At 49.8% G+C, this 25,865-nt stretch carries 25 protein-coding genes; 13 read left to right on the top strand and 12 right to left on the bottom strand.

Annotation, left to right across the window (positions count from 1 at the left end; translation table 11 throughout):
- Window positions 1-77: 77 nt before the first annotated feature.
- The gene (locus tag AC1DWB_RS16480) at window positions 78-776 is read right to left on the bottom strand and encodes an alpha/beta hydrolase family protein (protein ID WP_477542167.1); all 699 of its coding nucleotides are present in this window, start codon (window positions 774-776) and stop codon (window positions 78-80) included.
- 202 nt (window positions 777-978) lie between these two features.
- Window positions 979-1,698 carry an FAD-dependent thymidylate synthase gene (thyX, locus tag AC1DWB_RS16485; protein ID WP_477542168.1) on the bottom strand — a complete coding sequence of 240 codons (720 nt, stop codon included), beginning with the start codon at window positions 1,696-1,698 and terminating at the stop codon, window positions 979-981.
- A 246-nt stretch (window positions 1,699-1,944) separates the two neighbouring features.
- Between thyX and AC1DWB_RS16490 the strand changes: the two genes are divergently transcribed.
- Genes AC1DWB_RS16490 through AC1DWB_RS16505 form a run of 4 tightly spaced genes read left to right on the top strand, consistent with a single transcriptional unit; the run spans window position 1,945 to window position 7,131 of the window.
- The gene (locus AC1DWB_RS16490) at window positions 1,945-2,712 is read left to right on the top strand and encodes an IclR family transcriptional regulator (RefSeq protein WP_477542169.1); all 768 of its coding nucleotides are present in this window, start codon (window positions 1,945-1,947) and stop codon (window positions 2,710-2,712) included.
- A gap of 42 nt (window positions 2,713-2,754) precedes the next feature.
- Window positions 2,755-3,645, top strand: coding sequence for a fumarylacetoacetate hydrolase family protein (locus tag AC1DWB_RS16495; RefSeq protein WP_477542170.1), 891 nt, complete (start codon window positions 2,755-2,757; stop codon window positions 3,643-3,645).
- Window positions 3,642-5,108 (top strand): alpha-ketoglutaric semialdehyde dehydrogenase GucD, encoded by a 1,467-nt coding sequence (gene gucD / locus AC1DWB_RS16500; protein WP_477542171.1) that lies wholly within the window; start codon window positions 3,642-3,644, stop codon window positions 5,106-5,108. Before AC1DWB_RS16495 ends, gucD begins: the two co-directional genes overlap by 4 nt.
- Before the next feature lie 37 nt (window positions 5,109-5,145).
- Window positions 5,146-7,131, top strand: a complete 1,986-nt coding sequence (locus AC1DWB_RS16505) for a YjhG/YagF family D-xylonate dehydratase (RefSeq protein ID WP_477542208.1) — start codon at window positions 5,146-5,148, stop codon at window positions 7,129-7,131.
- A gap of 297 nt (window positions 7,132-7,428) precedes the next feature.
- On the opposite strand, the gene AC1DWB_RS16510 is transcribed toward AC1DWB_RS16505, so the two are convergent.
- Genes AC1DWB_RS16510 through AC1DWB_RS16525 form a run of 4 tightly spaced genes read right to left on the bottom strand, consistent with a single transcriptional unit; the run spans window position 7,429 to window position 10,210 of the window.
- Entirely contained in the window at window positions 7,429-8,541 is a 1,113-nt protein-coding gene (locus AC1DWB_RS16510; protein WP_477542172.1) for a YeeE/YedE family protein, read from the bottom strand.
- A gap of 34 nt (window positions 8,542-8,575) precedes the next feature.
- A complete protein-coding gene (locus AC1DWB_RS16515) occupies window positions 8,576-8,836 on the bottom strand; it encodes a sulfurtransferase TusA family protein (protein ID WP_477542173.1) in 261 nt (86 codons plus the stop codon).
- A gap of 20 nt (window positions 8,837-8,856) precedes the next feature.
- On the bottom strand, window positions 8,857-9,231 hold the full coding sequence (locus AC1DWB_RS16520) for a rhodanese-like domain-containing protein (RefSeq protein WP_477542174.1): 375 nt from the start codon (window positions 9,229-9,231) through the stop codon (window positions 8,857-8,859).
- A 22-nt stretch (window positions 9,232-9,253) separates the two neighbouring features.
- Window positions 9,254-10,210: a sulfurtransferase gene (locus tag AC1DWB_RS16525; RefSeq protein WP_477542175.1), complete on the bottom strand. Its 957-nt coding sequence runs from the start codon at window positions 10,208-10,210 to the stop codon at window positions 9,254-9,256.
- A gap of 132 nt (window positions 10,211-10,342) precedes the next feature.
- Between AC1DWB_RS16525 and AC1DWB_RS16530 the strand changes: the two genes are divergently transcribed.
- From AC1DWB_RS16530 to AC1DWB_RS16540, 3 genes are all read left to right on the top strand, one after another.
- Entirely contained in the window at window positions 10,343-11,419 is a 1,077-nt protein-coding gene (locus AC1DWB_RS16530) for a YVTN family beta-propeller repeat protein (protein WP_477542176.1), read from the top strand.
- A 71-nt stretch (window positions 11,420-11,490) separates the two neighbouring features.
- The gene (locus AC1DWB_RS16535) at window positions 11,491-12,018 is read left to right on the top strand and encodes a TlpA family protein disulfide reductase (protein WP_477542177.1); all 528 of its coding nucleotides are present in this window, start codon (window positions 11,491-11,493) and stop codon (window positions 12,016-12,018) included.
- 444 nt (window positions 12,019-12,462) lie between these two features.
- The gene (locus tag AC1DWB_RS16540) at window positions 12,463-13,098 is read left to right on the top strand and encodes a serine/threonine protein kinase (protein WP_477542178.1); all 636 of its coding nucleotides are present in this window, start codon (window positions 12,463-12,465) and stop codon (window positions 13,096-13,098) included.
- Between the two features lie 276 nt (window positions 13,099-13,374).
- Here the strand turns inward: AC1DWB_RS16540 and AC1DWB_RS16545 are convergent, their stop codons facing one another.
- Window positions 13,375-14,223: a Crp/Fnr family transcriptional regulator gene (locus tag AC1DWB_RS16545; protein ID WP_477542179.1), complete on the bottom strand. Its 849-nt coding sequence runs from the start codon at window positions 14,221-14,223 to the stop codon at window positions 13,375-13,377.
- Window positions 14,224-14,225: 2 nt separating this feature from the next.
- Between AC1DWB_RS16545 and AC1DWB_RS16550 the strand changes: the two genes are divergently transcribed.
- From AC1DWB_RS16550 to AC1DWB_RS16565, 4 genes are all read left to right on the top strand, one after another.
- On the top strand, window positions 14,226-14,525 hold the full coding sequence (locus AC1DWB_RS16550; RefSeq protein WP_477542180.1) for a cupin domain-containing protein: 300 nt from the start codon (window positions 14,226-14,228) through the stop codon (window positions 14,523-14,525).
- A 138-nt stretch (window positions 14,526-14,663) separates the two neighbouring features.
- Window positions 14,664-14,792 carry a hypothetical protein gene (locus AC1DWB_RS16555; RefSeq protein ID WP_477542181.1) on the top strand — a complete coding sequence of 43 codons (129 nt, stop codon included), beginning with the start codon at window positions 14,664-14,666 and terminating at the stop codon, window positions 14,790-14,792.
- 149 nt (window positions 14,793-14,941) lie between these two features.
- Window positions 14,942-16,822: an ABC transporter ATP-binding protein gene (locus AC1DWB_RS16560; RefSeq protein WP_477542182.1), complete on the top strand. Its 1,881-nt coding sequence runs from the start codon at window positions 14,942-14,944 to the stop codon at window positions 16,820-16,822.
- Between the two features lie 5 nt (window positions 16,823-16,827).
- On the top strand, window positions 16,828-18,561 hold the full coding sequence (locus AC1DWB_RS16565; protein ID WP_477542209.1) for an ABC transporter ATP-binding protein: 1,734 nt from the start codon (window positions 16,828-16,830) through the stop codon (window positions 18,559-18,561).
- Window positions 18,562-18,582: 21 nt separating this feature from the next.
- Here the strand turns inward: AC1DWB_RS16565 and AC1DWB_RS16570 are convergent, their stop codons facing one another.
- Window positions 18,583-18,822 (bottom strand): hypothetical protein, encoded by a 240-nt coding sequence (locus AC1DWB_RS16570; RefSeq protein ID WP_477542183.1) that lies wholly within the window; start codon window positions 18,820-18,822, stop codon window positions 18,583-18,585.
- Between the two features lie 227 nt (window positions 18,823-19,049).
- Between AC1DWB_RS16570 and AC1DWB_RS16575 the strand changes: the two genes are divergently transcribed.
- The gene (locus tag AC1DWB_RS16575; RefSeq protein WP_477542210.1) at window positions 19,050-19,790 is read left to right on the top strand and encodes a creatininase family protein; all 741 of its coding nucleotides are present in this window, start codon (window positions 19,050-19,052) and stop codon (window positions 19,788-19,790) included.
- Between the two features lie 469 nt (window positions 19,791-20,259).
- Here AC1DWB_RS16575 and AC1DWB_RS16580 read toward each other — a convergent pair whose 3' ends face one another.
- Window positions 20,260-20,925, bottom strand: a complete 666-nt coding sequence (locus tag AC1DWB_RS16580) for a DUF2642 domain-containing protein (RefSeq protein ID WP_477542184.1) — start codon at window positions 20,923-20,925, stop codon at window positions 20,260-20,262.
- A gap of 32 nt (window positions 20,926-20,957) precedes the next feature.
- Complete coding sequence (locus AC1DWB_RS16585; RefSeq protein ID WP_477542185.1) at window positions 20,958-22,310, bottom strand: arsenic transporter; 1,353 nt, start codon at window positions 22,308-22,310, stop codon at window positions 20,958-20,960.
- Between the two features lie 893 nt (window positions 22,311-23,203).
- On the opposite strand from AC1DWB_RS16585, the gene AC1DWB_RS16590 reads away from it, so the two are divergent.
- Entirely contained in the window at window positions 23,204-24,310 is a 1,107-nt protein-coding gene (locus AC1DWB_RS16590; protein ID WP_477542186.1) for a slipin family protein, read from the top strand.
- A gap of 48 nt (window positions 24,311-24,358) precedes the next feature.
- Here the strand turns inward: AC1DWB_RS16590 and AC1DWB_RS16595 are convergent, their stop codons facing one another.
- Together AC1DWB_RS16595 and AC1DWB_RS16600 are read right to left on the bottom strand one after the other, a co-directional pair.
- Complete coding sequence (locus AC1DWB_RS16595) at window positions 24,359-24,697, bottom strand: DUF1516 family protein (RefSeq protein ID WP_477542187.1); 339 nt, start codon at window positions 24,695-24,697, stop codon at window positions 24,359-24,361.
- A 328-nt stretch (window positions 24,698-25,025) separates the two neighbouring features.
- Window positions 25,026-25,682, bottom strand: a complete 657-nt coding sequence (locus AC1DWB_RS16600) for a GntR family transcriptional regulator (RefSeq protein ID WP_477542188.1) — start codon at window positions 25,680-25,682, stop codon at window positions 25,026-25,028.
- Between the last annotated feature and the right edge of the window lie 183 nt (window positions 25,683-25,865).

Genomic DNA, 25,865 nt, shown 5'->3' on the forward strand with positions numbered 1-25,865 from the left:
ATATTAAGCACTCCACATGTGTAGAGTGCTGTGACAGATTCATTTATATGACACAATAAACATCATCAACAGCTTCGTTATAAAAATGATCGGATAAAATCCATCATTCTGCGGTAAGCGCTGTAATCCGTGAATGTGCAGTGACCCATGCCGCTTACTTCTATATATTCCACCTGTAATTCACGTTCCCTCATTCGGTGAACCAAGACATCGGAATGCCGTTCCTTATTGACGGCCATATCTCGATCACCATGGACAATTAAATAAGGGATGTCGGGAAGTGATCCTACCAGATGTACCGGTGAATGCTCCTGCAGCACTTGCTCCAATGGTTCGATGTAATGGCCGAAAGCACTATGTATGGTACGGGGGAGATCGTCTCTCTCGGTTGAATGGAACGGTAGATCCGCAACCGGACAGTTGGCTGCACATGCAGCGACAGGGCGCTTAGCGTATCGTGTATACACGAGTGCGCTTCCTCCACCCATGCTTCCCCCTCTAAGAATCAAAGGTATTTGATCGTCCAGATCGAACTCTTCGTACACGCGATCGATCAATACATCCACGGTTGTACAGGCTTCACGATTCATCCATGACCATGGACCATAGTAAGGAAACACGTTTAATGCCCCCGCATCCGCCAACTCCAACTCATCGATAGTTGGCTCCTTTTTCATCTGCGAATATCCTAACCCATGAAATTGTACGACGACTCCTTTGACAGGTTTCCGCAGTATCGAATCCCCAATCCAAGCAAACTTGTTAATATCCTCCATACATGTTTCCTCCAAATTTCAAAATAGACCTTCACCTTGAATAATACCTTATTAATGATATATGACAATCACTAATCCTATCTCATTTTAAAAGCCCATGGTCAGTCCGCTGCACGATCGTGCCCGTTACTTCAATGAAAAAGGCAGCCTATTATCCCGCGGCTGCCTTGAATGCATTGATTGAACTATTGTACCCGATAGTTCAATGCTCCAGCTTTTCTTTAGAAACTAGTTGTTCAAGAGAAGTTGGGTAAATTGATTTGATTAGTTCTAAGACAGCCTTTGCGTAGTCCTGTATTTCTTTTTGAGCATCATGTTCTAATCGTTGTACCAAGAAATTAGCAACCGATTGAACGGATGCGGTCCAATACCAACGGACATACATTCCATATGAGGGTAAGAACAACCGAGCTTGTTCAGCGCAAATTCCATCTGCCAATGCCTGCTCATACTTTTTCATCCCTAGTTCGATATATGCCAACAATTCCTGTGTATGTTTCTCACCAAGTTCCCAGGAAATTATGTCTCCACTGCCCTGTTTGGAGTTCTCGGGCTTTGATCTCCATTCATCCGCATTTGGGGTATAAAAAACTGGCTCTTCGGTTATGTAACGGCGACTCGATTCGTTCCAGGCATCTAAACTATCGCCAGTGCCTTCATAATGAGCCGAACCAACTACATACTTCCACCATTGTCTTGCGACCATTAGTGGCGCGTACACCTCAAACTGTGCTACAGCATGCCGAAAGGGTGAGGTATGGCCTTCACGAGCTAGAAACTTAATGAGTTTTATATCTCTCTCACTAAGCTCTAATGATTCCTTTGCATATGAGACACGAGCTGCATTAACGACAGTTAAATCGGATCCCATGTGATCTACTAGCCGTACATAACCTTCATTAAGCACTTTAACATATGACATTTTGCTTTCTCCCCCTTTATGTTATTACCAATTTCTTCATAAATACTACTAATTCCTTCAAAGGTTACACTAAAGAAATCTGCCCGTTAATGGTTCATCGCCAGCCTAATACTTTATTTACTCACTACAACTTTATTTTCTTCTAACTTATGGTATTGTCAATACTTTCCGGGTTCGGTATAATTATAACTATTGAATTTGTTTTATATTATAAAACTGTGTTTTGAGAAAGGTCATTAATCGAACATGCCCATCATTCAAGCTATTGATCGAGCAATGAGAATCATCGATTTATTCACGGAAGCTACCCCTTCTCTGAAAATAACAGAAATCAGCGAGCAGGTGGGCTTGCATAAGAGCACGGTTCATTCCTTGCTCAAGACGCTGATGATGCACGGGTATATCGCTCAGGATGCGGACACCGGTAAGTATAAGCTCGGCCTGACATTTCTGGTCAAGAGTGGACTTGTGCTAGGCTCGATGGACATCCGAACGATAGCCTTACCGCATATGAAGGCGATCTCCAGTCGGACAGGACAGACGGTGCATTTGGTCATTCTGGACGGTCAAGAGGGTGTCTATATTGAGAAAGTAGAAGGTGCGCTTGCGGCCATCCGCTACTCTCGCATTGGACGAAGAATTCCTTTGCACAGCAGTGCCGTTGGGAAAGTGCTGGCTGCTTTTCGCGAGGGGGAGACGTTGAAGAGGCTGCTGATAGGCTACCAGTACGTCCAACAAACTCCATTCACGATTACAGACCATGATGCTTTTATGCTTGTGCTCGATCAAGTACGGACTCAAGGTTATGCTGTGGACGATCAAGAAAATGAACTAGGTGTTCGCTGCGCTGCAGTTCCTATTCGCCAATATGGGGGAGAAGTTGCGGCGGCTATCAGTATTTCTACGATGGTGGCAAGTGTAAGCGAGGATCAACTGGAAGAGTACGTACGGTCGATTCAAGGTGAAGCCGATGCAATCTCCGCTGTTCTGGGTTATCGAATTCAGTCACGTTGATGGAACAGTGGTTAATATTATAGTCTAAATGGAGGCGCTTACATGAATCTGGTAAGATTGAAAAATGAGCATGGTACGGTCCAGTTAGCTGCTCAACTGGATAGCGGTGAGATGTGTGGGCTACCATTCGGACATATGTTCGAGCTGCTTCGTAAGGCTGCTGCTGCGAATCAATCCCCTATGCAATGGATTCAGGACTACTTGCAACAAGGTCAGGCTGTGGAGTTGACGGGTATATCAACGCTCCAATTGCTTACACCCATCGAAGCTCCGGAAGTATGGGCGGCTGGCGTCACGTACCAGAAGAGTCGCGAGGCGCGGAATTATGAAGCGACGGAAGGGCGGCTTGATGCAGCTACATTTTACGATAAAGTGTATGACGCCGTGAGGCCGGAGCTGTTCATGAAATCAACGGCAGCGAGAACCGTTGGCCCTGGTGACTATGTTCGTCTGAGGAGTGACTCCAACTGGCAAGTACCAGAGCCGGAGCTGGGGCTGGTGCTCGACATCGAAGGAACGATTGTCGGGTACACGATCGGCAACGATATGAGCTGCCGCGATATCGAAGGGGAGAATCCGCTATATTTGCCACAAGCTAAGATATGGAGTCGTTCCTGTTCCATAGGCCCAGCGATTCGACTGGCAGAAGCCGTGCCGGACCCGTATGCGTTGCAGATCAGCTGCTGTATCTACCGTGAGGGTACGCTCCACTTTGAAGGGACCGCCAGTACGGGGCAGTTGAAGCGCAGGCTCGAAGAGTTGGTCGGATTTCTGAAGCGTGACAACGATCTGTTCGAAGGGACAGTCTTATTGACAGGAACTTGTATCGTTCCACCGAATGATTTCACCCTAAGAGACGGAGATCGTGTTGAGATTTCCATCTCCAGCCTAGGGACGCTCGTTAATGAAGTAAGGGGAGGTCATGAAGCATGAGCACATTTGCAGAGGGAAACACTTATTCGAACTATATAGCGGGGGAATGGATCGTTTCTTCAAGCAGGAAGACGGTTCCAAGCCTGAATCCTGCTGATCGACGTCAGGTGGTAGGTCACGTCCAGCTGTCTAACAAGGAGGATGTGGACCGAGCGGTAACTGCTGCGAAACAAGCCAGTCTCGTATGGAAGCACATGTCGGGGGCAGCAAGAGGAGAACTGCTGTATAAAGCGGCCAATGCGTTGGAGCGGAGATTAGAGGAAGTCGCCGAGACGATGACCCGCGAGATGGGCAAGACGTACCCCGAAGCGAAGGGGGAGACGGCTCGTGGTGTCGCCATCCTGCGGTATTATGCGGGAGAAGGCATGCGCAAGGTAGGGGATGTCATCCCGTCTACGGACAGCGAGGCGCTGATGTTCACGACGCGGGTGCCGCTTGGTGTTGTAGGAGTCATTGCCCCATGGAATTTCCCGGTTGCGATTCCCATATGGAAGATGGCGCCTGCGCTCGTCTATGGCAACTGTGTGGTGCTGAAGCCGGCTCTGGAAACATCGGTGACCGCGGTCAAATTAATGGAGTGCCTGGCTGAAGCTGGTTTCCCGGCTGGGGTAGTGAGCCTCGTTACGGGTAGCGGTTCCTTGATCGGGCCAGCTCTTGTCGAGCATCCGGAAATAAGAGGAATCACATTCACAGGTTCGAATGAAGTAGGCAAGTCTGTCGGGCAAGCGGCGCTCGCGCGCGGCATTAAGTACCAGCTCGAGATGGGCGGCAAAAACCCGATCCTCATCGCTGATGACGCTGATCTTGATCTAGCTGTTGAAGCGACGGTCAGCGGCGGTATCCGTTCCACCGGACAGAAATGTACGGCTACGAGTCGAGTTATCGTCATGCGGCAAGTGTATGAGCCGTTCAAGGAGAAGCTGCTTGCGAAGGTGAAGCAATTGACGGTTGGCAACGGGATGGATGCAGGATCTTGGCTTGGACCTTGCGTGAGCGAAAAACAGATGAATACGGTACTGCAATACGTTCAGCTTGGCGTTGAAGAAGGCGCACAACTGCTGTACGGCGGTTCAAGACGGGAAGAAGGGGCGCTGGCCCACGGCTATTTTGTGGAACCGGCGGTATTCGATGGTGTGTCTTCGGACATGAGAATTGCTCAGGAGGAAATATTCGGGCCCGTTCTCACGCTTATTCCGGCGAATACGCTGGAAGAGGCTGTTCAACTGGCTAACGATGTCGAGTACGGGCTGAGCGCTTCGATCTACACAAAGGATATCGGACGCATGCTTACCTTTATCCGGGATATGGAAGCCGGCCTCGTGCGAATTAATGCTGAGACCGCTGGCGTTGAGTTGCAAGCTCCGTTCGGCGGGATGAAACAGTCCAGCTCGCATTCACGGGAGCAAGGGCAAGCTGCGATTGAATTTTTCACCGATGTGAAAACCGTATTCGTAAAGGCTTAGTGAAAATAGGGGAATGAGATGGGATGGCGATGTGGCGATGAGTTCCGGTTCATCTGAATTTGAAGAAGTGTTGGGGCCGGATGATGAACGGCTGTACGACATTCGGACAAACGCTCCGGGGCCTCAGGGACAGCTGCCTCTGACGCCTGAATTACTAACGGACAGCCCAAGTGGCGATCTGTTCGGTATGTCCCAGAACGTGGGGATGGGCTGGCAGCCGTCACGTCTGCTGGGCAAGCAAGTGTTAATTCTTAGTACACAGGGTGGCATACGTAGCGACGATGGTCAGCCGGTTGCGCTTGGTTACCATACGGGTCATTGGGAGATCGGACTGTTGGCCAAAGCGGCTGCGGAAGAGATCTCTTCACATGGAGGCGTACCGTTCGCTGCAGCTGTGAGCGATCCGTGCGACGGTCGTACACAAGGCACAACTGGCATGTTTGACTCCTTGCCTTACCGCAACGATGCCGCGATTGTTCTTCGCCGGTTGATCCGCTCGCTGCCTACGCGTAAGGGAGTCATAGGCGTCGCTACATGTGACAAGGGGCTGCCCGCGATGATGATCGCTCTTGCCTCCATGCTGGACTTGCCGGCTGTGCTCGTGCCGGGCGGAGTCACGCTCCCGCCGGAGTCAGGTGAAGACGCCGGTAAGGTCCAGACGATCGGCGCTCGCTATGCAGCAGGGGAGCTCAGCCTGGAGGACGCGGCCGATCTCGGTTGCCGCGCCTGTGCATCCCCCGGCGGCGGCTGCCAGTTCCTCGGCACAGCCGCAACGGCGCAAGTGGTCGCCGAGGCGCTGGGGCTTACGGTGCCGCATGCGGCACTGGCCCCGTCCGGCCAGCCGGTGTGGCTGGAGCTGGCCCGGCAGTCTGCGCGAGCCGTGATCACGATGGAGAAGCGCGGGACCCGCATCCGCGACATCGTGACGGAAGGAGCCATCGCCAACGCCATGGCTGTGCATGCGGCCTTCGGCGGCTCTACGAATTTGCTGCTGCACATACCAGCCATCGCTCATGCGGCACAACTGCCGCTACCGACCGTGGAAGACTGGAGTGCTGTCAACCGTAAGGTACCACGGTTAGTGAGCGTGCTGCCGAATGGACCTGTCCATCATCCGACCGTTCGGGTGTTTCTCGCTGGAGGCGTTCCTGAGGTGATGCTCCACCTGCGCAAGCTAGGGGTGATCGACGAGTCGGTGATGACTGTTAGCGGGTCCACGTGGGGAGAAGTGCTCGACTGGTGGGAGCATTCGCCCCGACGTAAGAAGATGAGGGAGCGTCTGCTCACGGTGGACGGGATTGACCCGGATACGGTCATCATGAGCCCGGAACGGGCTGCTGCTCGTGGATTGACGTCAACGGTTACGTTCCCGACCGGGAATCTCGCTCCAGAGGGCGCCGTAATCAAATCCACCTCAATCGATCCGTCGGTTGTGGGGGAAGATGGCGTGTACCGTCATACGGGTCCAGTAAAGGTGTACACAACTGAGCGCTCCGCGATTGCAGCGATCAAGTCCGGGAAGATCAAGGCCGGAGACATCATGGCGCTGATCGGGCGCGGGCCTTCCGGCACGGGGATGGAGGAGACGTATCAGCTGACGTCAGCCTTGAAGCATTCCTCCTATGGCAAGCATGTTTCCCTCATTACCGATGCCCGGTTCTCCGGAGTCTCGACGGGGGCGTGTATCGGTCATATCGGGCCGGAAGCGCTGGCCGGCGGACCGGTGGGCAAGCTGAGAGACGGCGACATTGTCAGCCTGACGATCGACTGCAGGCAGTTGACGGGCAGTCTGGATTATATCGGGGATGCGGGGCATCGTTTGTCGCCAGAAGAGGGGGCCGCCGTGTTGGCTGGGCGTGCGCCCCATCCCGATCTTGCGCCCGACCCCGGCTTGCCGGACGATACCCGCTTGTGGGCGGCGCTGCAGTCGGTCAGCGGAGGCACTTGGCGCGGCAGCGTGTATGACGTGGACCGAATCGTGCAGGTACTCGAGGCGGGGAAGAGAGCATTGGGCTTGATGTGAGGGAGCTAGAAGCTTGTCCGACGAAAGCAAATCCGTGAATATGGATTCATTGTTACAGTTATTGCGGGAAAGGGATGGTACTCCACCGCTGTTGAAATCATGGCCCTTGGATTGTAATCAAGTCGTGGTTGGGCCAAGATTTCAAAGGCGGCCGTAAACTCTACGTACCATTCCCTCTTCCCTCCATAACCCAATGAATCCATATTCACGAAAATCAAATCGCCAGACAGACTCCTAGAAGAGAATGAATAATGACAAGAAGGGCCTGACCAGATATTCCGGTCAAGCCCTTTTTTCTTACATGTCCGCGTCTCGCTGGAACAGCAGCAAGGGCATCTTGAATATATAGGCGACGCCGATGAAGACGCCAACCGCCATGCCGAGCAGGACAAGCACGCTGCTTAGCGACAGTCCGCCCACGCCGGTGATGATGTTGGCGATGTTGCAGCCGGGCGCGATGCGCGAAGCAATACCCATTATGAGCCCGCCGCCGATTGCGTAGGGCAGCCGCGACTTCCGCGGGAAGCGGAGCTTGAAGCTCCCGCTCAACAGGGAAGAGGCAAAGGCGCCGACGACGAGGAAGATCACGAGTGTCTCCTCAGGCCCGAGCCCGATACGAGGAAAGTCGGCGAACAGCGCATTCAAGTACGTGTTGTTCGTCACGAGGTCTTCCCCGAACAGCAAGGATAGTGCCGTTGCACCAATGCGTGTCTCCGGCCCGGTAATGCCGACGTTCGACATCAGCACGAATTGGACGATAGCGACGAGGCCGATCAGGAACGCCACAAGGCGAATATCCCAGTGGCTTTGACGCAGCGGGTTACGCTCCCAATCCGTCAGCGACTCCCGTACGCCATTCCAGAATGATGCCCATCCGAAACGATAGAGCGAGATGCCTACGATAATCGCTACGATGGCAACGGGCACAACCCAGAACGGTAGCGGCCACGAATACAGCGTATATCCTTTGTCAACAACAGTCAGCGGTTCAAGCGTATCGCGACCCCATGGATCGTAGAGGAAGGCGAACAGCAGATTGCCGATAATGGCGAAGAGCAGGACGATCCAGAACTGCACATAGCCCATTCCGCAGCGGTACAGCGTTCCTGAGCCGCATCCTCCGGCGATCGTCATACCGATACCGAACAGCAAACCGCCGAGCAGATTCGCTCCTCCGAGAGGAACGACCCACAACTCCGATACGTCCCTCAATCCGAGCGTTAGCACTAAGCCCCAGCCGAGCAGGGAGGTAGCGATCAGGACGATAACGCCGTTCAAGATGCGCGTATCACGGACGCTGATCCAATCTCGAATCGAGGCAACGAAGCAGAAGTCCGCCTTTTGCAGCAGGAAGCCGTAGAAGAAACCGAATGCGCCTGCAAGTAAAAAGACATCCCATGTATATGCCATTGTGTAATCCTTTCTTACCTGTGTCTAGTTACGGTTAAGCTTTTCGAATGAAAATATGATAATTGCCGTTTTTCTTCGCCACGCCGAGGAATTCGCCGTATTTGTTCATCTTCACGGCTGCCGGAATCGTCTTGGTCGCGATGGAGTGGTCCGTAATCTCGACAACGATCTCGCCGGACTTCGCTTTCTTCAAGCCAGCCAAGGCCAAATTCAATGTATGCGGGCAAACTTCGCCGATCGCGTCAATGATGTGGTCGGTCTTCAACTCTAGCAACTGCTGCTCCGATAAGCTCATAGTTGGTTGCTCCTTCTTAATTATAATTTTGATGTAGAAAGAGGGGGGCCCTCTTCAAGTCCTGTCGTCGTTTCCAACCCGGACGATTGCCAATCGAGCATGCCGCCCAGATGGTTGTGCACCCGATCGAATCCATTGGATAAGAAAAATTTGCTCACTTCGAGACTACGCCGTCCGCTGCGGCAGACGAAGACGTATTCCTTCGTCGTATCCATCGTTTCCAGCAAGTCGATAATATCGCCCATTGGGATGAGCGGGATGCCCGGGATATGAGCAACTTCATATTCTTCCGGTTCGCGGACATCGATAACGATCGTCGAACGGTCGGCTTGACCGAGCAAATCACGTAGTTGCTTGGAATCCAGATGAGGGATGCCCTCGATGAGTTGTGTCATGCTGTTGTTCCTCCGTCTCCTGTTACTTCACGATTTCGGTATCGTCTGCATTGCCCCATTCCGCCCATGCGCCTTCATAAGGTGCTACATCCGAATAGCCCAACAATCTAAGGGTGAAGTAAGTATGGGCACCGCGGATGTTCGTCTGGCAGTAAGGAACGATCGTTTTGTCTTTCACGACGCCTACATTTTCGTAAAGAGCTTTCAGCTCTGGGTAGTTTTTGAATTTTGGCACACCGTCAGCGGCGTTCTGATCGATCGCGTCACTCCACTCTTTATTGACGGCCGATTTCAAATGACCGCCGTTCTTATTACCGCGAAGATCTTCACCGGAAAATTCTTTGGCGGAACGCACGTCAAGCAGCACGCAGCCTTTCAAATCAAGCTTTTGCAGTTCTTCCTTGGTCGTGATGAGCTTATCGTTTGGAACGGCTGTGAATTGACCTTTGGTTGCAACAGTCGGCACATCAACGGATACTTCTTTGCTTGCTGCTTGCCAAGCCGGGAAGCCGCCGTTCAACACTTTAACCTTGTCTTTCAGGCCATAATATTCTAACGCATAAAATACCCGAGTCGCCCCATTACCGTTGCCTTCATCATAAAGCAATACAGTTGTGTCAGCGTTCACGCCAAGATTGCGGAATAGTTCGGTGAATTTATCCTTGTCTACGATCGTGTTGTTCTTCGTATCCTTGAGTTGTCCGGAGTTAAACGCGATCGCGCCGGGAATGTGGCCGGCCTCATATCCCTTGGAGCGCACGTCGAGTATACGTACGTTCGCATCCTTCGCGTGTTCTTCCACCCACTTCACATCTGCCAACAGCTGTGCGTTTGGATATGTGTTCGTAGCTTTCGTATCTCCCTTAACAGGTGACCCTGCAGGCGTACCGGCATTGGTCGTCGTTGTCGACGGTTTCTCTGAGCAAGCCGTCAGCACGATTAAGAGAGCGAGCAGCAGCATAGATAATTTGAGTTTCATTGAGGTTGAGCCCCTTTCGTCTAATAAAATGTTTCTTGCCGTATTCCTTGATCCTTTGTATAATAACATCAATTCCTATTGGTTTACAATGATTAATTTTTCAGGGATCTAAAGAAGGGGGATTCACCCAGAATGACACAGAGGAAGCTAATTTTAACGGGAATATGGATGATGGCATTACTGCTCTTCACAAGCGCTTGCGCCATGGAAACGAAGCAGGAAGCAGCTGAGAGATTGAATGGTGGATCAGCACGAAATGGCAGCGAGGCTGCTGCAGCTTGTCCGGAAGCCGGGAAACTTACAAGCATTCAACTATACGTTCCTAGTGAGAAGGAAAACAGCTTTTCAATCATTGATGTCGTGTCCGGCAAGCGCATATGTAAAGTGCCTGTGTCTGATGCGCCTTCGACCGTCATATTCTCCAGCACGATGCGTGAAGCGTATGTCGCTAACATGAACAGCAGCACGGTCTCGATCGTGAATACGCAGACGTTGAAGGTCGAGAAGGAAGTACCGGTCGGACCGATGCCACACGGTATGGCACTGTCGCCGGATAATAAGATGCTCTACGTAGCTGCCGTGGCCGATCAGTTCGTCTATATCGTCGATACGAAGGAAGGCAAGGAAGCCGGTACGATCGATCTAGGGCCAGGTGCGAAGACGAACTATCTAGCACTGTTCGGCAACCGCCTGTATGTCAGCGATCACGAGAACAACAAGATATATGCCGTGAACTTGCGTTCGAAGCAAGTTGAGCTGACATTGGCGACAGGCGGCATTCCGCGGGCGATCAAGCTTAGCGATGACGGGAAGACGCTTTATGCGCCAACGGCGAAGGGCAAGACACTTGAAGTGTACAACACGGACACTGGAGCTGTGCTGTCCAAGATTGAGACTGTGGAGGGAGCGACTGATGTTGTCGTGACGGAAGACGGAGCAACGGCTCTCGTCACCGGCATGGAAGGCAACGCGGTGGCGTTCGTAGATCTGAAGACGAAGACTGTAGTCAAGACATTAACCGGCCTCAGCGGGGCGAAGCATATTACGTTCAATCGCCAACAGACCAAGGCATATGTGACCCTCAGTGGATCGGATGAGATTGCTGTTATCGACACCACGACACGGGAAGTAGTGGATCGAATCAAGGTAGGCGCCACTCCTCACGGCATTCAGCTGAAAGCATTGCCAGGCATAGGCGGAAGCTGCTGATCCGCATAACAAATGCTCGCGATTGAACCACACGACTGGATGGCAGCTTCAAGACGGACGGGAGTATCGATATGAAACGACAACGCAATGGAATTATAGCTATCGTCATCCTGCTGCTGATCGGAGCTTCGCTCTATCAGCACTATGTAGCCAAGAAGGATGCAGTGCCATCAGAAGGCTCGCCGAAACCCGGATTCGCTGCGCCAGCCTTACAGTTGTTGAAGCCTGATGGTCAGACCCTTGCAGTAGGAGGGCCGCGTGACAAGCCGCTCGTGTTGAACTATTGGGCGTCGTGGTGTATACCTTGCCAGGAAGAGCTGCCCGACCTTCAATCACTATACGAGCAATATGGAGAACAAGTGGATATATATGGCGTCAACGCGACTTTCCACGATGAAGAGAAGCTGGCGCTGAACAAGGTGAAGCAGTTTGGCTTGACCTTCCCGATCCTGCTGGACCCGGACGGAGTCGGGACGGATCTGTACAAAGTATCTGCTATCCCCATGACCTTCCTGATTGACCGGAATGGGAAGATTGTCGAAGTCCTTCATCTCCTCAATCGAGATGAGCTGGAGAAGCGGATCAAGAAACTGATCTAGCCGTTCGAGTGTGTAGTGTCGCGGCACGAGGCTGCCATAAGACTTATGCAGTAGACAACAACGTCCCTGCTTCATCAAGACGATGAAGAGGGACGTTGCTGCGTCTTACATCAACCGTATTACCCGAGCTTTCAGGATCGACTGCACCCGCCCAACCATTACTATTAAGTAAACATGTAGCATATACGTCTTCATCGATTTGATCACTCCATCCCTTTAGGAACGCATATGTCACTTAATAGATCGATTTCCGTAAGTTGAACGCTAACAGTTACAAAAGTTACCATATCGATAATGTCGAAATCTAGGGAAACTGTCGAGATGGTTGTAAATATTTAGATGGATAATAGAAATGAACCGTATAATGCTACAATGGTCTCTGTGGTATTTTTGTCTGGAATCGCAGTGAAACTATATAGCTACTAGTCTGGGAGAGAAGGAACTATGCAAACTTTGATACATGCCGTAGAAACCGAACTGCTGCCCCGATTGGTGATCGATAGCCCGCATTCGCAGAATCCCGTAAATGTAAGCTTCGTTCCGAAGCCGTGGCAACTGCTAGGGAAGGGCAATTATGCGGCCGTCTTCGTTCACCCGGACGATCCAGAGCGTGTGGTGAAGGTGTATGCGCCTGGACGACGCGGGGTGGAGGATGAAGTGGAAGTGTATCATCGTCTGGGCAATCACCCAGCCTATTCTGACTGTTATCATGCTGGGGCAGGCTTCTTGATTCTTAAGAGGTTGCATGGCGTAACTTTATTTGATTGCTTAAGCCGAGGTATCCGCATCCCGAAGCAGGCGATCCTAGATATTGATGAAGCGCTCGACTACGCGAGGGAACGGGGCCTTCATCCCCACGACATTCACGGTAAAAATGTGATGGTTGATCAAGGGCGCGGCAAGGTTGTCGATGTTTCGGATTTTTTGAAACGGGAATCGTGTGGAATGTGGGAGGACATCAAAAAAGCTTACCATGTTGTATATGCGCCTCTGCTGCTCCGACGGCCCGTTCCGGTACCCGATTTCGTTCTGGAAGGCGTACGTAAGGGATATCGGCTGCTTCGGCGCTTGAGACGATAAAACTTCTTTTTTCTGCAAGGAAAAACCTACACGGGCAGCGAATGTGGTGCCTATTACTAGCACATCGATTTGTTCTTTCATCCTGCCCTCCCAGTAAACGCAATTCAGATTCGATTCGGCTTCAGTATAGGGAGTGCCAGACGTTGGCGACAATCGGCAATTCATAGAGCACTGGTCATTTGATGACTATGTCATCACTTGCGAATCCGTGGTTGAAATGCGAAGGGGTATAAAAAACCTCAGAAAGCCAGGAATGGCTCACTGAGGTTGATGTAGCTAATAAAAGGATTGGCCTGCTAAGCGACTTAATCGGAGAGGGTCCAGTACGCGGATTTTCCTGTTCTTCAAGGCAATGATGTTCAGTTCCTCCAGATATGCCAACTTCCCGCTTAAGGTTCCTGGAGTGATCCCGATCATGGCGGCCAACTCTTTTTTGGCTACAAGTATGTCATGTGCACCATATGCACTTGGTCTTTTGTTATGGAGAAAATCTAATATTTTGGCTACGCGATGTTCAACTTCTAATAGGCTCATGGCTCCCAGCCACTCATCAGCTTGATGCAATTGCTCACTTACTGCTAGGAATAATCTGTACGTCACATCTGGATTCCTTACTAAGAGTTGCTTCCATTCATGTTTGGGCACTTGATAGACGACAGAAACCTCGATAGCCTCGGCATTGGCGTTGTGCGGAATATCAAGCAACACAGCGAGCTGCCCGAAAAAGTCCCCCGAAAAAAGAAAACGCAAAATTTGTTCTTCCCCGCCAGCGGAATTTTTGGATAGTTTAACCATCCCTTGAATGACGAGATATAGCGAATCGGAACGTTCGCCATCCCGAATCATGTTTTCCCCTTTCTGGAGCAGTTTCGATTGGATCGTAGAAGCTAACATAGCCAACTCTTGTTCAGCTAAGTTTTCAAATATGAACAATCTTCGGAGGTAAGACGTCGTTTGGGCAGCAGCGTCGAGATCGACGGCCATCTGGTTCACTCCTCTTTCAAGTGAAATGGGTTTCATTCTCCATCCTATCAAAAAAGACAAGGAGCAAGTGTGACGCAGATCACAACAATCTTGTTCCAGATCAGGTAGTTTAGATAGTGAAATCATCGTATCGGAGGTCAAATATGCAACTCGTTCAGTTATCATTTAGCGATCATTTCGTCCAACCGATCCTGGATAATCAAGTTTCCAAAGTAGTGCAGTTCTCCTTCCCCAAAGGAAAGGTTTTACAGAAGCATAAAACATCCAGTCACATCCTGCTGTTGCTAGTTTGTGGGCAGGTCCGGTTCACAGCGGAAGAGGAAGTATTATTTCAGGCCAACCAAATCATAAGCCTTGAACCGAACGTGGAACATTCCGTTGAGGCGCTAGAAGACAGTATACTCTTGCTTATTCAAACGCCAAGCCCTCTGGTGAAAGGATAGTGGAACACCTGGAACAACACCCAACAGAAACATTGTACGAAGCGATCGGCAGGGCGCCGACAATAAGCAGATTGGTGGAGGCGTTCTATCCAAAAGTATATCGTGATGTGGATAAGAGCGGTAGCATGGCTACGCTGTATGAATGAAGCGATGGACGACATTGGCCTTGAGGGGTTCGCGCGGCAATGGTTTAGTGAGCGACTAACGAAAGTGGCCGAGTATATGGTGAACACGGAGGATGACGGGGTGGCCGAAGAAAGGGAGTAACATGAACTTGTTGAAGCGGAGCCTCAGGGGCATCCGCTTTTTTCTATTTAATTTTCCCGTTGACAAACCATACTTGCATTCCATAATATGTTAATAATCAATAATACACCTGTAATACAGGTACATACTCCTAGAAAGGCAGGCCACCGATGTCCAACCCAACTCCGCCTGAACAGACAACCTCACTTGCGCAGAGAACGATGAAATCATTCCGCGTCTACCGTTGGGCCATTTCGTTCCTGACCCACTACCGTCTGCAGCTGATACTTTTCATCGTCTGTGGACTCGTCATTTCGTTCTCCGAGCTCACCGTTCCGAAGTTTCTGCAAGTGGTCGTCGACGATGTGGTGCCGAATCGCGACACGCGGTTGTTGCTCATTATGTTCTCCATCGTTGTGTGCTTCATCGTCGTTATGATCGCGTTGACCGCTGCCCGGAATTTGCTGCAGCGTATCTTCTCGATGCAGGCCRGTAAAGATTTGCAGTTCGTCTTGTTCCGGCACTTGCGCTTGATGGGGTTCGCTTATCATGAACAAAATCCGGTCGGCAAAACGCTTTCGCTGCTCAATACGGAAGTAGCGGCGGTCCAACAGCTGTATAGATGGTTATTCCCGGAGATGGTCCAGCGCATCTTGATGCTGCTATTGTTCGGCGTCGTCATGCTAACCACGAACGTGAAGCTGAGCTTACTTACGATCCCGTGTTTCCTGTTGTACTACGTTATAAGTCCTTATTTCCAGCATCAAGGCTCCAAGTACATAAGTGCGACCAAGACGTATCGATTGCTGTACAATAAAAAAATTTACGACAGTGTGTCGGCGGTTACCGAGCTCCGGGCGCACTCGGCTGAAGGTTGGGATATGGGGAGGCTAATGGCGGCCACCCGTCACATTATCCATCTCATAGTGAAATATTCTTTCAACATGTACCTTTGTTACAATTTGCGGGGGATGACGACGTCGCTTGGACTTGTAGTATTATTCTGGTTCGGGGCCAAGGACGTTCAGACTGCCGCGTTGACGGTGGGAGAGTTCGTGGCGTTCATTCTATACTACTTGCTCTTCATGCGAACCGTGACCTCGCTGGTCACAGTCATTACGGAACAGCGGATCGTAGTCTCGCAAGCGGAAGCTCTGTACGAGTTCCTTGAGCTCAATCCGGAAGTTGTAGAAGCGGAGCATCTTCGCGAACTGCCGGGTATCAAGGGGGATATCGGATTTCGCGAAGTGAGCTTCGGCTATGGGAACAATCCCTCGATTCTGAAGGACTTCGATCTGCAGATCCGCAAGGGGGAACGAGTTGCCTTGGTAGGGACGAGTGGTAACGGAAAGTCGACGGTGCTTAAGCTGATCGGGCGGTTCTATGATCCACGCGAAGGTGAAGTGCTGTTGGATGGTGTACCGCTTCAGGAGCTCTCTTTCCGGCAGTTGAGGAATTCAATCGGCTTCGTATTTCAGGATACATACCTATTCGGCACGACTGTTCGGGAGAATATTCGTTTCGGCAACCCTGAGGCGACAGAGGAAGAGATCGTAGAGGCCGCGCGGGCTGCTCATGCGCACGACTTCATTATGCAATTTCCGGAAGGGTATGACTCGCTGGTTGGCGAGCGGGGGATTAAGTTGTCTGGCGGACAGCGGCAGCGCGTTGCTATTGCCCGGATGTTCCTCAAGAATCCTTCAATCGTGCTGCTCGATGAAGCGACTTCTGCCTTGGACAATGTGAGCGAGAAAGAAGTGCAGCATGCACTGGACGAACTGCTTGTCGGACGTACGACTGTTGCTGTAGCCCATCGGTTGTCCACGGTAAAGGATTATGACCGGATTGTCCTGATCGAGGAAGGAAAAGCGGCGGAAGTCGGTTCGTATGAGGAGTTAATGAATATGAAAGGGTCGTTCTATCGGTTGGCAGTCCGTCATTTTCAAGAGGAGGAAGAGCAGCATGTGAGTGGGAAGCATGAGAACGTAACTGTTACCGCTACAGCTTCTTTTGCTGCTTCTACTGCGGGGACAAGGGGGCATTCGGTTTGAAAAACGTGCTTTGGATGAAGAGCTACATCCTCCACTATAGAAAGGGCTTTGTATTAGGGCTGTGTTATTTGCTGTTAGCCACGTGCGCGGGGATTGCCGTAACGGCTGCACAAAAAGTCGTCATCGACGATATATTCCTGAAGTCGCAGTATGAACTGCTGCCTTGGACACTAATGTGGTTTGCGGTCGCGATCGGCTGTTCTACACTGTTCGGTGTGCTGTGGACGCATACGGGGCGAGTCAATGCGTACCGGATTTTCAGTCAGATGACACAAGATGTCATGAATGCGATTTATCGGACACCCACGCAAGTATACAACAACGAACGGATCGGCAAATACGTCAGTTATTTCACGAATGACATTAATTGGACCACGGTGGCGCTTACGCAATTCGTTCCGAACGGCATCTCTAATGTCGTGACGGTTGTTATGCTGTCCGTCATTATTGGCTGGAGCAGCCCGATCATCCTGGCGAGCGTGCTGGTATTCAGCATGTTGTATCTCGTCCTTGGCAAAAAGTTCGGCAAGCCCATCCATCAAGTATCCAAGGAACTTCAGGAGGCCAGGTCTAACTTTCTTGTGCACATGGAAGAAGGCGTCTCGTCTACCCGCGAAGTCATAGCGTTTCACCGCGAGGAGTGGGAGCAGAAGAAATACAACGACAACTTCGCCGTCTACTTCGATAAAGTGATACAGGAAGGCAAACTGGAGAACAAGAAGCTGTTCTGGAGCGATCCGATCAAATGGGGGGCGAGCTTAATCGTACTTGGCTATGGCGGTTACTTGGTCATGCAGGGCGATTTGTCGATCGGTATGTATGTCGTCATCTACCAATTCACTTCACAGCTAATGACGGCGATTCACGACGTATATTCCTTTGCCATGGATGCCCAGAGCAGACTGGCGATGGTGGATCGGATTCGGGGGATCGTGCAGGGGCCACAGGTTGCAGAGGGGGAGTTAGAGCTTCAGGGTCCAATCACAAGCTTGGAGCTGGATCAGGTTTCCTTCCGATACACCGACAACACGAGGAATGTGCTGGAACAACTTTCCATTACGATTCCGGTGGGAAAAAAAGTTGCGTTCGTCGGGACAAGCGGTGGCGGCAAGTCTACCATTGCGCAGCTATTGGCACGTTTCTACGATCCCAATAGCGGTAGTATTCGGGTGAACGGTACCCCCTTGATTGCTATCCAGAGAAAAGCTTGGATGGAACGGTTATCCGTCGTGTTCCAGGATCCGTACTTGTTCCCAGATACGATACGCAACAACGTATTGATGGGGCGCAGCCATTCGGAAGATGATGTGGTCGCGGCTTGTGAGCAAGCCTGCATTCACGATTTCGTACAGTCGCTTGGTCAAGGCTATGAGACGGAGCTCGGAGAGCGCGGCATTAACTTGTCCGGTGGGCAGAAACAGCGGCTTGCCCTTGCCCGGGCGCTACTGAAGCGGTCGGAGATTCTGATCCTCGACGAATCCACCTCATCGCTCGACCTGGAGACCGAGCGCCGGGTGCAGAAGCAGATCGATGAGCTTCGCAGCGGCTTGACTACGATCATTATTGCGCATCGCTTGTCCACGATCCAGAATGCGGACTTGATCTATGTGATGGACCAGGGGCGCATTGCCGAGCAGGGGACACACGATCAGTTGATGGCGGGGGATACGATTTACAAGAAGCTCGTATATATGCAGATGGAAGACGAGGGTACCGGGCGGGAAGCAGTAGCGGGGTAAAGGGTAATTGGAGACTGTTGTTTAGTCTCCTCCTCCACCGCCGCCACCATCACCACCACCATCACCACCACCATCGCTGCCACCACCATCGTCGCTTCTTCCTGAATCGCTGTCCCTTGATGATGAAGAGTGAGCATAGCTGTCCCCGCCGCTTGTATAGTCGCTGTTCCGCCGATTTCCTCGTGTGTTGTTAGACTTCGACACTTTTGAAAATATGATGACTGCAAACACAACCACAAATACTACGATCCAACCTCCCATATATGACTCCCCCTCTGGATTGAATTAACTTGAGTGTAACACGGTAATGTTAAGAGAGTGTAAACAATTATCAGAAAATTGTAAAAAATGAGCTTGTGATAAAAGATCCAGGACATGACGATAAGATGGCTTTATTTCGTAGCCAGTTGTTGCCGAGAGGACAGCAGGTATAATGGAAATAAGAATCTAACCTATCTATATGTAAGGATGTGCTGAACTTGTTATCCATGTACAACACAAGACGTGACTTGGAACAATCCGACTGTACAACAGCTGTACTCCCGATCGGAGCGCTGGAGCAACACGGCAGCCACCTGCCGCTCGGGACGGATACGATCTTCGCTCAGGAGCTGGCGAAGCGAATTGCCGAGCAACTGGACGCTTATCTGCTCCCTGTGATCCCGATTACGTCTTCGATCGAGCATCGGGAAGTGAAAGGCACGGTCTACCTGCAATCTACTACGCTAGCGCTTATCGTACGAGATATCGCCGAGTCTTTGCGCTACTCCGGGTTTCGCAAGCTGCTTGTCGTTAACTTCCACGGAGGGAATTGGAGCCTGAAGCCTGCCATCCGACAGCTGAATAAGGAGTATGCGGCTCAGCAGGCCGGGATGGAGGTGATCCTCCTGTTCACACCGGGCATTCCCGATCCTAGAACAGCGACCATTGTCGAGCATACCCAGCACGATATTCACGCTGGTGAATTCGAAACGTCCTTGATGCTGGCCTTGTCGCCTGAGCTGGTGAAGGAAATTCGTCCACAGAGTGAGCCGACGACGGTTCCACAAGATTACATGGACTACTTCGATACGTCCGAGATCACGGAGGACGGTTACTGGGGCTTCCCGGAAGCGGGCACAGCCGAGAAGGGTCGGCAGTTGATGGACCTGCAGGTCGACATCGCGCTGAACTACTTGGCCAAGCTTGAAGCGTTCAAGACGAAGGTAGAAGCGAAGAAGAAGCTGTAACCGTAGCAGTAATCACAGCAGCAATTACAGCAGTAATCACAGCAGTAATCGCAGTTCCACGGACTATCGCTAGATTACATCTTGAAAAGTAACCATTAATCCGAACGGACACAGAAGCCCCTATTTGTTAATTTATAAGCCGAATTACGTTCTATCGGACCAAGGATACCTTATGTACCAATAATGGAGCCCAAACACATGGAAATTGTTTAAATAAGGTCCGCTGGGTCCGTAACAATCGAGCAACAGAGGTGTAAACAGCAAATAAGGTCTCTGGTGTCCGTTCATTCGATTGAAGAATCGCGCCTAAAGAAACACCTCCGAAACGAACAAGCCGCGCAACGTTGATCGTTGGCGGCAAACACCCACACGTATTGTTTCATTCCTACATAAATTGTGATGTGCAGTATTGCATACCCAACCTTCTCTATCGACCTTCATTTTGGAAGGTCGTTTTTTTTCGTGCTTTTTACACTAGAGTAATTGTTTTTAAGTGACGAACATTCCAATATACACTACCTCCATGGGCGTAGATCAGTTCAATAATCTCGTTATCCACATGATGAAGCAAGCCCGCTTTCTCGTTTTTTTCTCCAAGATCGAATATAACTAATTTACCTTCAAGTTTTTTGCATTGCTCTGCAAATGTTCGGGACAGGGAGATGGAAGCAGAATTGATTTGTTGAGTCTGATCTGTGAGCGTATATGGGGTAACGTCAGACGGGTAAGGAATCAACCACTTCAAATGATTCATGGAGACGTACATGGCTTTGTAGAGGGGAGAGTAGAATACGAAATAGTCATTCATAATACTTGTTAAATAACCATGGAAGGACTTGTTTCCCGTTACAAAGATCTCAACAAACTTTCCTTTTGCATGATTCAGTATTTTCCGAAAGGATAGACTGTCTATTTCAATAGACGGATCTTGGAGTAAGGTGATCTCTTCATTAGATGGAGAAACAGCTTCCTTCAGACTCTGTATATGAACTAATGGGATGTAGTAACATCGTTGCTCCCGTCGGAGGACTAGTAAATCCAATCCAAGATCAATTAATGTTCCTATCAGGATGCTATTCCCAGAAAGAACTACCTCCACTTGCTTGTCAATGAATGGACTAAGTTGAACACTCATATGAAATACCTCCTATTCAGGATGTTGGACACTTAAAATAACCAAGAAACCCAATACGCTAATATGACTAACGTGAAAATGACCGTGATCGGGATGACGATGGAAGTAACCTTCAAGTACTGCCCCCAACTAATTTTCACTTTACCTTTCTTGAGAATGTGCATCCACATTAAGGTAGCCAGCGTTCCGATTGGTAATAAGAGAGAACCGATATCGCTGCCTATCACACTTGCCAAGTAAGAGATTTTTAATGTCAGAGGGTCAAGACCCATATTGGTTAAGGTAAGTGTTCCTACCATTAACGCAGGATGGTTATTAAACAAGTTGGATAGGAAGGAAACCAATATGCCCATCATCACACTTGCATGAAGAATATCCTGGGATACAATAGGTTGAAAAAATTGAATTAACATTTGGGTTAAGCCGATATTATGCAGTCCATAAATGATGACGTACATACTAAAGGCGAATACGAGTATATACCAGGGCGTTTTCTTTATCATGTCAACCGGCGAAATTTTCAAATAGTACCAACGCCAGGCTAGTAAAAGCATGGAACCGATAATAGCCATTACTGGAACAGGAAAGTTAATAAATGACGCTGCGAATAAACTTAACCGTTCAAAGAATACGAAGATTAGGATGTTACGCATGAACTTGCCTTGATTCTCACTGGGGATAAGCGGCGTGTTTTCTTTAAGCGGATGACCTTTCGTTCCATTGGGATTACTCCAATATCCTAAGTTGACTTGGGGTAATTTACGAGGCAGTGTGCGGTAGAAGCAAGCGAACAGCAGGATTGTGAGTAGAACAAGCCCCAATGAAGCAGGGAYGAACATCATAGCGGTATGCATATACAGGTCCATGTGCACAATTTTCAAAGCGATCAGGTTCACAATATTGCTAACGCCAATGGGTGCACTTGAGGCTGTAGCAATTAAAGCGCCTGATAAGAGATAAGGAATTTTTTGATGATTTTTGAGTCCTAGATTATGAAGCAACATGAGCAAGATCGGTGTTGTAATTAAGATGCTGCCATCATTGTTAACGAAGAGCGTCATCAGAAAACAGAGTAGGTTCGTGTACCAAAATAACCGAATGCCCGATCCTTTTGCCTTATCCAGTAACTTCTCAGCAGCCCAACGGAAAAAACCGAAGCTTTCCAACACAATGGCCATAACAATCGTTGCCATGATCGTGACAGCGGCTCCACCTATCGTAGTGGTTATCGTTCCTAAATCAGCAAATGAAACACTTCCGCTAAGGAATACGATGAAAGCACCAACTGTTGCGGGTATGGCCTCATTTACATTGGGGCGCCAAAAAATAAAGGATATGGTTAGTAAAAAGGTAGTAATGGTAATGAGTATCATTAAATCATGCATAAGCATCCAACCCTCTCATCTAGTAGCAACTGATCTCGCTACTCTCTCTAGTGATCTAGTAATTTAGCAATTGAATCCACATCAAGTAATCTTGCCGTGACTCTTCTCCCCCCTCTGCAAATGTCTTATTGATTCAATTGCATACTGTATTTATACGCCTCCGCGATAAAGGGTGTACTAGACCCATCCCTAATCTCTATCAAAATCAACAAACTGCTAGGATTGATACTTTCATCTCATGAACAACTATCTTTGCAGGACTGATGTCCAGTGGGAGTTTAACCGCCGATAGTCCCCCTGATCTGTTAGCGCTGACTGATGAAGTTCCGGTCGGTGTTTTTTTGTCGTTTTTCTCATGTCGTAATACTTTCACCATGTTCGATACCTACCGAATAAGCGATGATAGTAACATCTTAAAGATGGGTTTATGTCCCGGGTGAAGTACCAAGGCTGGGATTTCATATAGTTCCGCAGTGCCCGTATGTTGTATATGCGGGTATCCTGTACGGCTCATGCCGGCATAACCACCAAGGGGTTCGATTCCCCACTCGTTATTGCAACGATTCTGGTAGACTCTCGACTTTCAATCGAGCTATGACGTTAAGCAGCACCTAATGAATGGAATCCTCAGTGGCACCATGCGCACGCTGCGGCAAGGCTTCGCAATCCGCGGATACCGAATATCTTGTAATCAGTCTGCTTCAACATGTAAGAAGGAATCAGGAGAATGAGCTGCAGGCGGGCCGTTCCCTGGATCATGGGCAGCATGTTGGAATGACGTATTCCTTGATTCTTAAGCGAGATTCCGCCCGTACTGCAGGAGGATTCCATCCCGTTAGGTCATTCCACAAAAGAGAATAGGCAGGACTATGGACTGCTTGAGGAGGATACATATGTTAACCAAAGTTAGGATTCAGACAGGCGAACGCGGGTTGTTATTTCGAAGAGGAAGTTACGAGAAGCTTTTGCAGCCGGGTACATTCCGATTCTCTCCATTTTCCGACAGTACGGTAGCGATTCTATCAATTACGAAGCCATTTACGGTTGAAGGGAAAGACTTGCAGTTGTTCCTGCACGACGAGCAGCTGCGATCCGAGCTGGATGTGATTCGGGTACAAGATCATGAATATGTGTTACATCATGAGGATGGCAAGTTTGTTGAGCTGTTGACTGCGGGCATATACGCGTTCTGGAACGGGCTGAAGAAGCACACCTTTACGGTGATCGACATTCGCAATCCAGAGCTGCCTGCGGAAGTGGACCGAGTGATCTTGCCGAAGCTGACCGCTTATTATCAAGTACTGGAGGTTATGCCTCACGAATCAGGTATGCTGTATTTCAACAATGTACTGCAGAAGCAGTTGAAGCCCGGCAAGTACTACTTCTGGAAAGGACCTGTTACGGTATCGGTGAAGACGATCGACTTGCGTCAGTTGCAGTTAGACATGACCGGGCAGGAGATGATGACCGAGGACAAAGTAACGTTACGTTTGAATTTTGTGTGCCAATACAAGATCGTGAACCCACTTCGTGCCATGGAGATCAAGTCGTTCGAGGAGCAAGTGTACATCCAATTGCAGCTTCTTCTACGAGAGTATATCGGAACGCTGAAGCTCGACGAGCTGCTGAAGATGAAGCAGGACATCGCAGCGTTTGTCCTGTCCCGGTTGAATGATGGCAGCCAGGACTACGGCGTTCAATTCCTTTCCGCTGGCGTGAAAGACGTTATATTGCCAGGAGAAATCAAGGATATATTGAATACCGTGCTGCTAGCGGAGAAGAAGGCACAGGCGAACCTCATCACCCGCAGGGAAGAAACCGCCTCCACTCGCAGTCTATTGAATACCGCCAAGCTGATGGATGAGAACGAGACGCTGTTTCGCTTGAAGGAGCTTGAGTTTCTGGAAAAAATTTGCGAGAAAATCGGGACGATCTCCCTTACTGGAGGCGGCAATTTGCTGGAGAAGCTGAATGGGTTGCTAGGGGAGAAGCGTGCATGACGAACAACGCGCAGGAAGCGATTCCTGCGCGTTGCTGCATATGCGGTATCATTCAAATGAAATGACGTTGAATCCCATTAAGACTACAGTAACAAGAATGATGACGAATATGATCCACAGTGGGAGCGTAGTTTTTTGCCGACGTCTGCGAGCAAGTATAATCTCCATCGTCCCGATCATGACCAAGGCCAACAAACCTTTCACAACCAGCGTGAGTGGGAAGTCCAATATCGACAGCATGGAGATACCGGAGACGATCATGATGAGATAGAAGACACGCTGAAGAAGGGGCGTGACCTTTTGCCCTTGGAACATACTGCTTAGTATGAACCAGACGATCGTCAGCAGCCAAGAACCGGCGTGCATTTGATGAAACATATTGTACATGGGTGAGTGACCTCCTGTGATATTGTTTGTCAGACAGGCCGAAAGTCATGCTGTAAGACGGTTTTTGATGCAGTCAGTCGATTCACTTGGAACGGTTGTTGCTGCCTCTATCCACAGTGAGTCGACAGCCTCTTTTTCCGCCTTAAAGCTTCTCCTCTTGAGGAGGATCGAGATTACATTTGCACATCTTGCATTGTAACAGCCGTACTCTCCACTAGGCAATGCTCCAAGACAAATCGCTACAAAATGTTCATAAACAGCAGCTCACAAAGAAATACCCCTCAACCGAGTTCGTCTCAGAAGAGGGGCTTTCGCCGTAAGCGTAAATCTAAGCTTGAGGAGATGACTTCCGATCCGAGATATGCTCGATTAGGGCGGCTGAGATTCGTGCGAGATCGCCGGTCTCAAACGTCTGGAGCAGTCGCTCATGGGAACGACACAGCTCGTTCAGATTCTCATATTGCTGGCCTTGCACGAGGAAATACAAGCGAATTCGATTGTAGATGGAAGTCCAGATCCCTATTAGGCTAGTTAACTTCGACTGATTCACCAAGTATTCATGGAACGCCAGGTCGCAATCCACAACCTTGGCCAAGTTGTTCTGCGCAGCGCCTTCCTTCATTTCTTCCACTATCGCGCGAAGTCGTCCGAACTGTTCAACCTGCATATGCGGGAGTGCCTTCTGCACAGCGAATTGCTCGATCGTGATGCGAATCGGGATCAGCACCTCGACGGCTTCTTCCTCCGTAATTTCAGCTACCATCGTTTCCTTGTAAGGCTGGGAATAGAGCAAGCCTTCCTGCTCCAGCGTTCGCATCGCTTCGCGAATCGGTCCGCGGCTTACCCCCATTTGCTTGGACATTTCTTGTTCGCGCAGCCGGTCTCCTGGTTTTAATTTCCCGCCAAATATCGCTTTGCGAATATCGTCGGTTATGCTATGACGCAGCGTCGCTGTCTTCTGTTCTGTGAAACGGAAATCAGGCATGCATTCTACAACTCCTCTGGGTAGTACGATAGCTCTCATACAACAGAATATAGGAATGTGTATAAAAAGTAAACAGTATGATATTAAGATTGTAGACAATCTTAATATTTGGTTTTATACTGGAGTTGTTTCTTCCGGCAAATGATCGTGAAATAGGCTTCTTGCTATACATACTTGGAACTT

This window comes from Paenibacillus sp. P4_E11 (assembly GCF_056401635.1).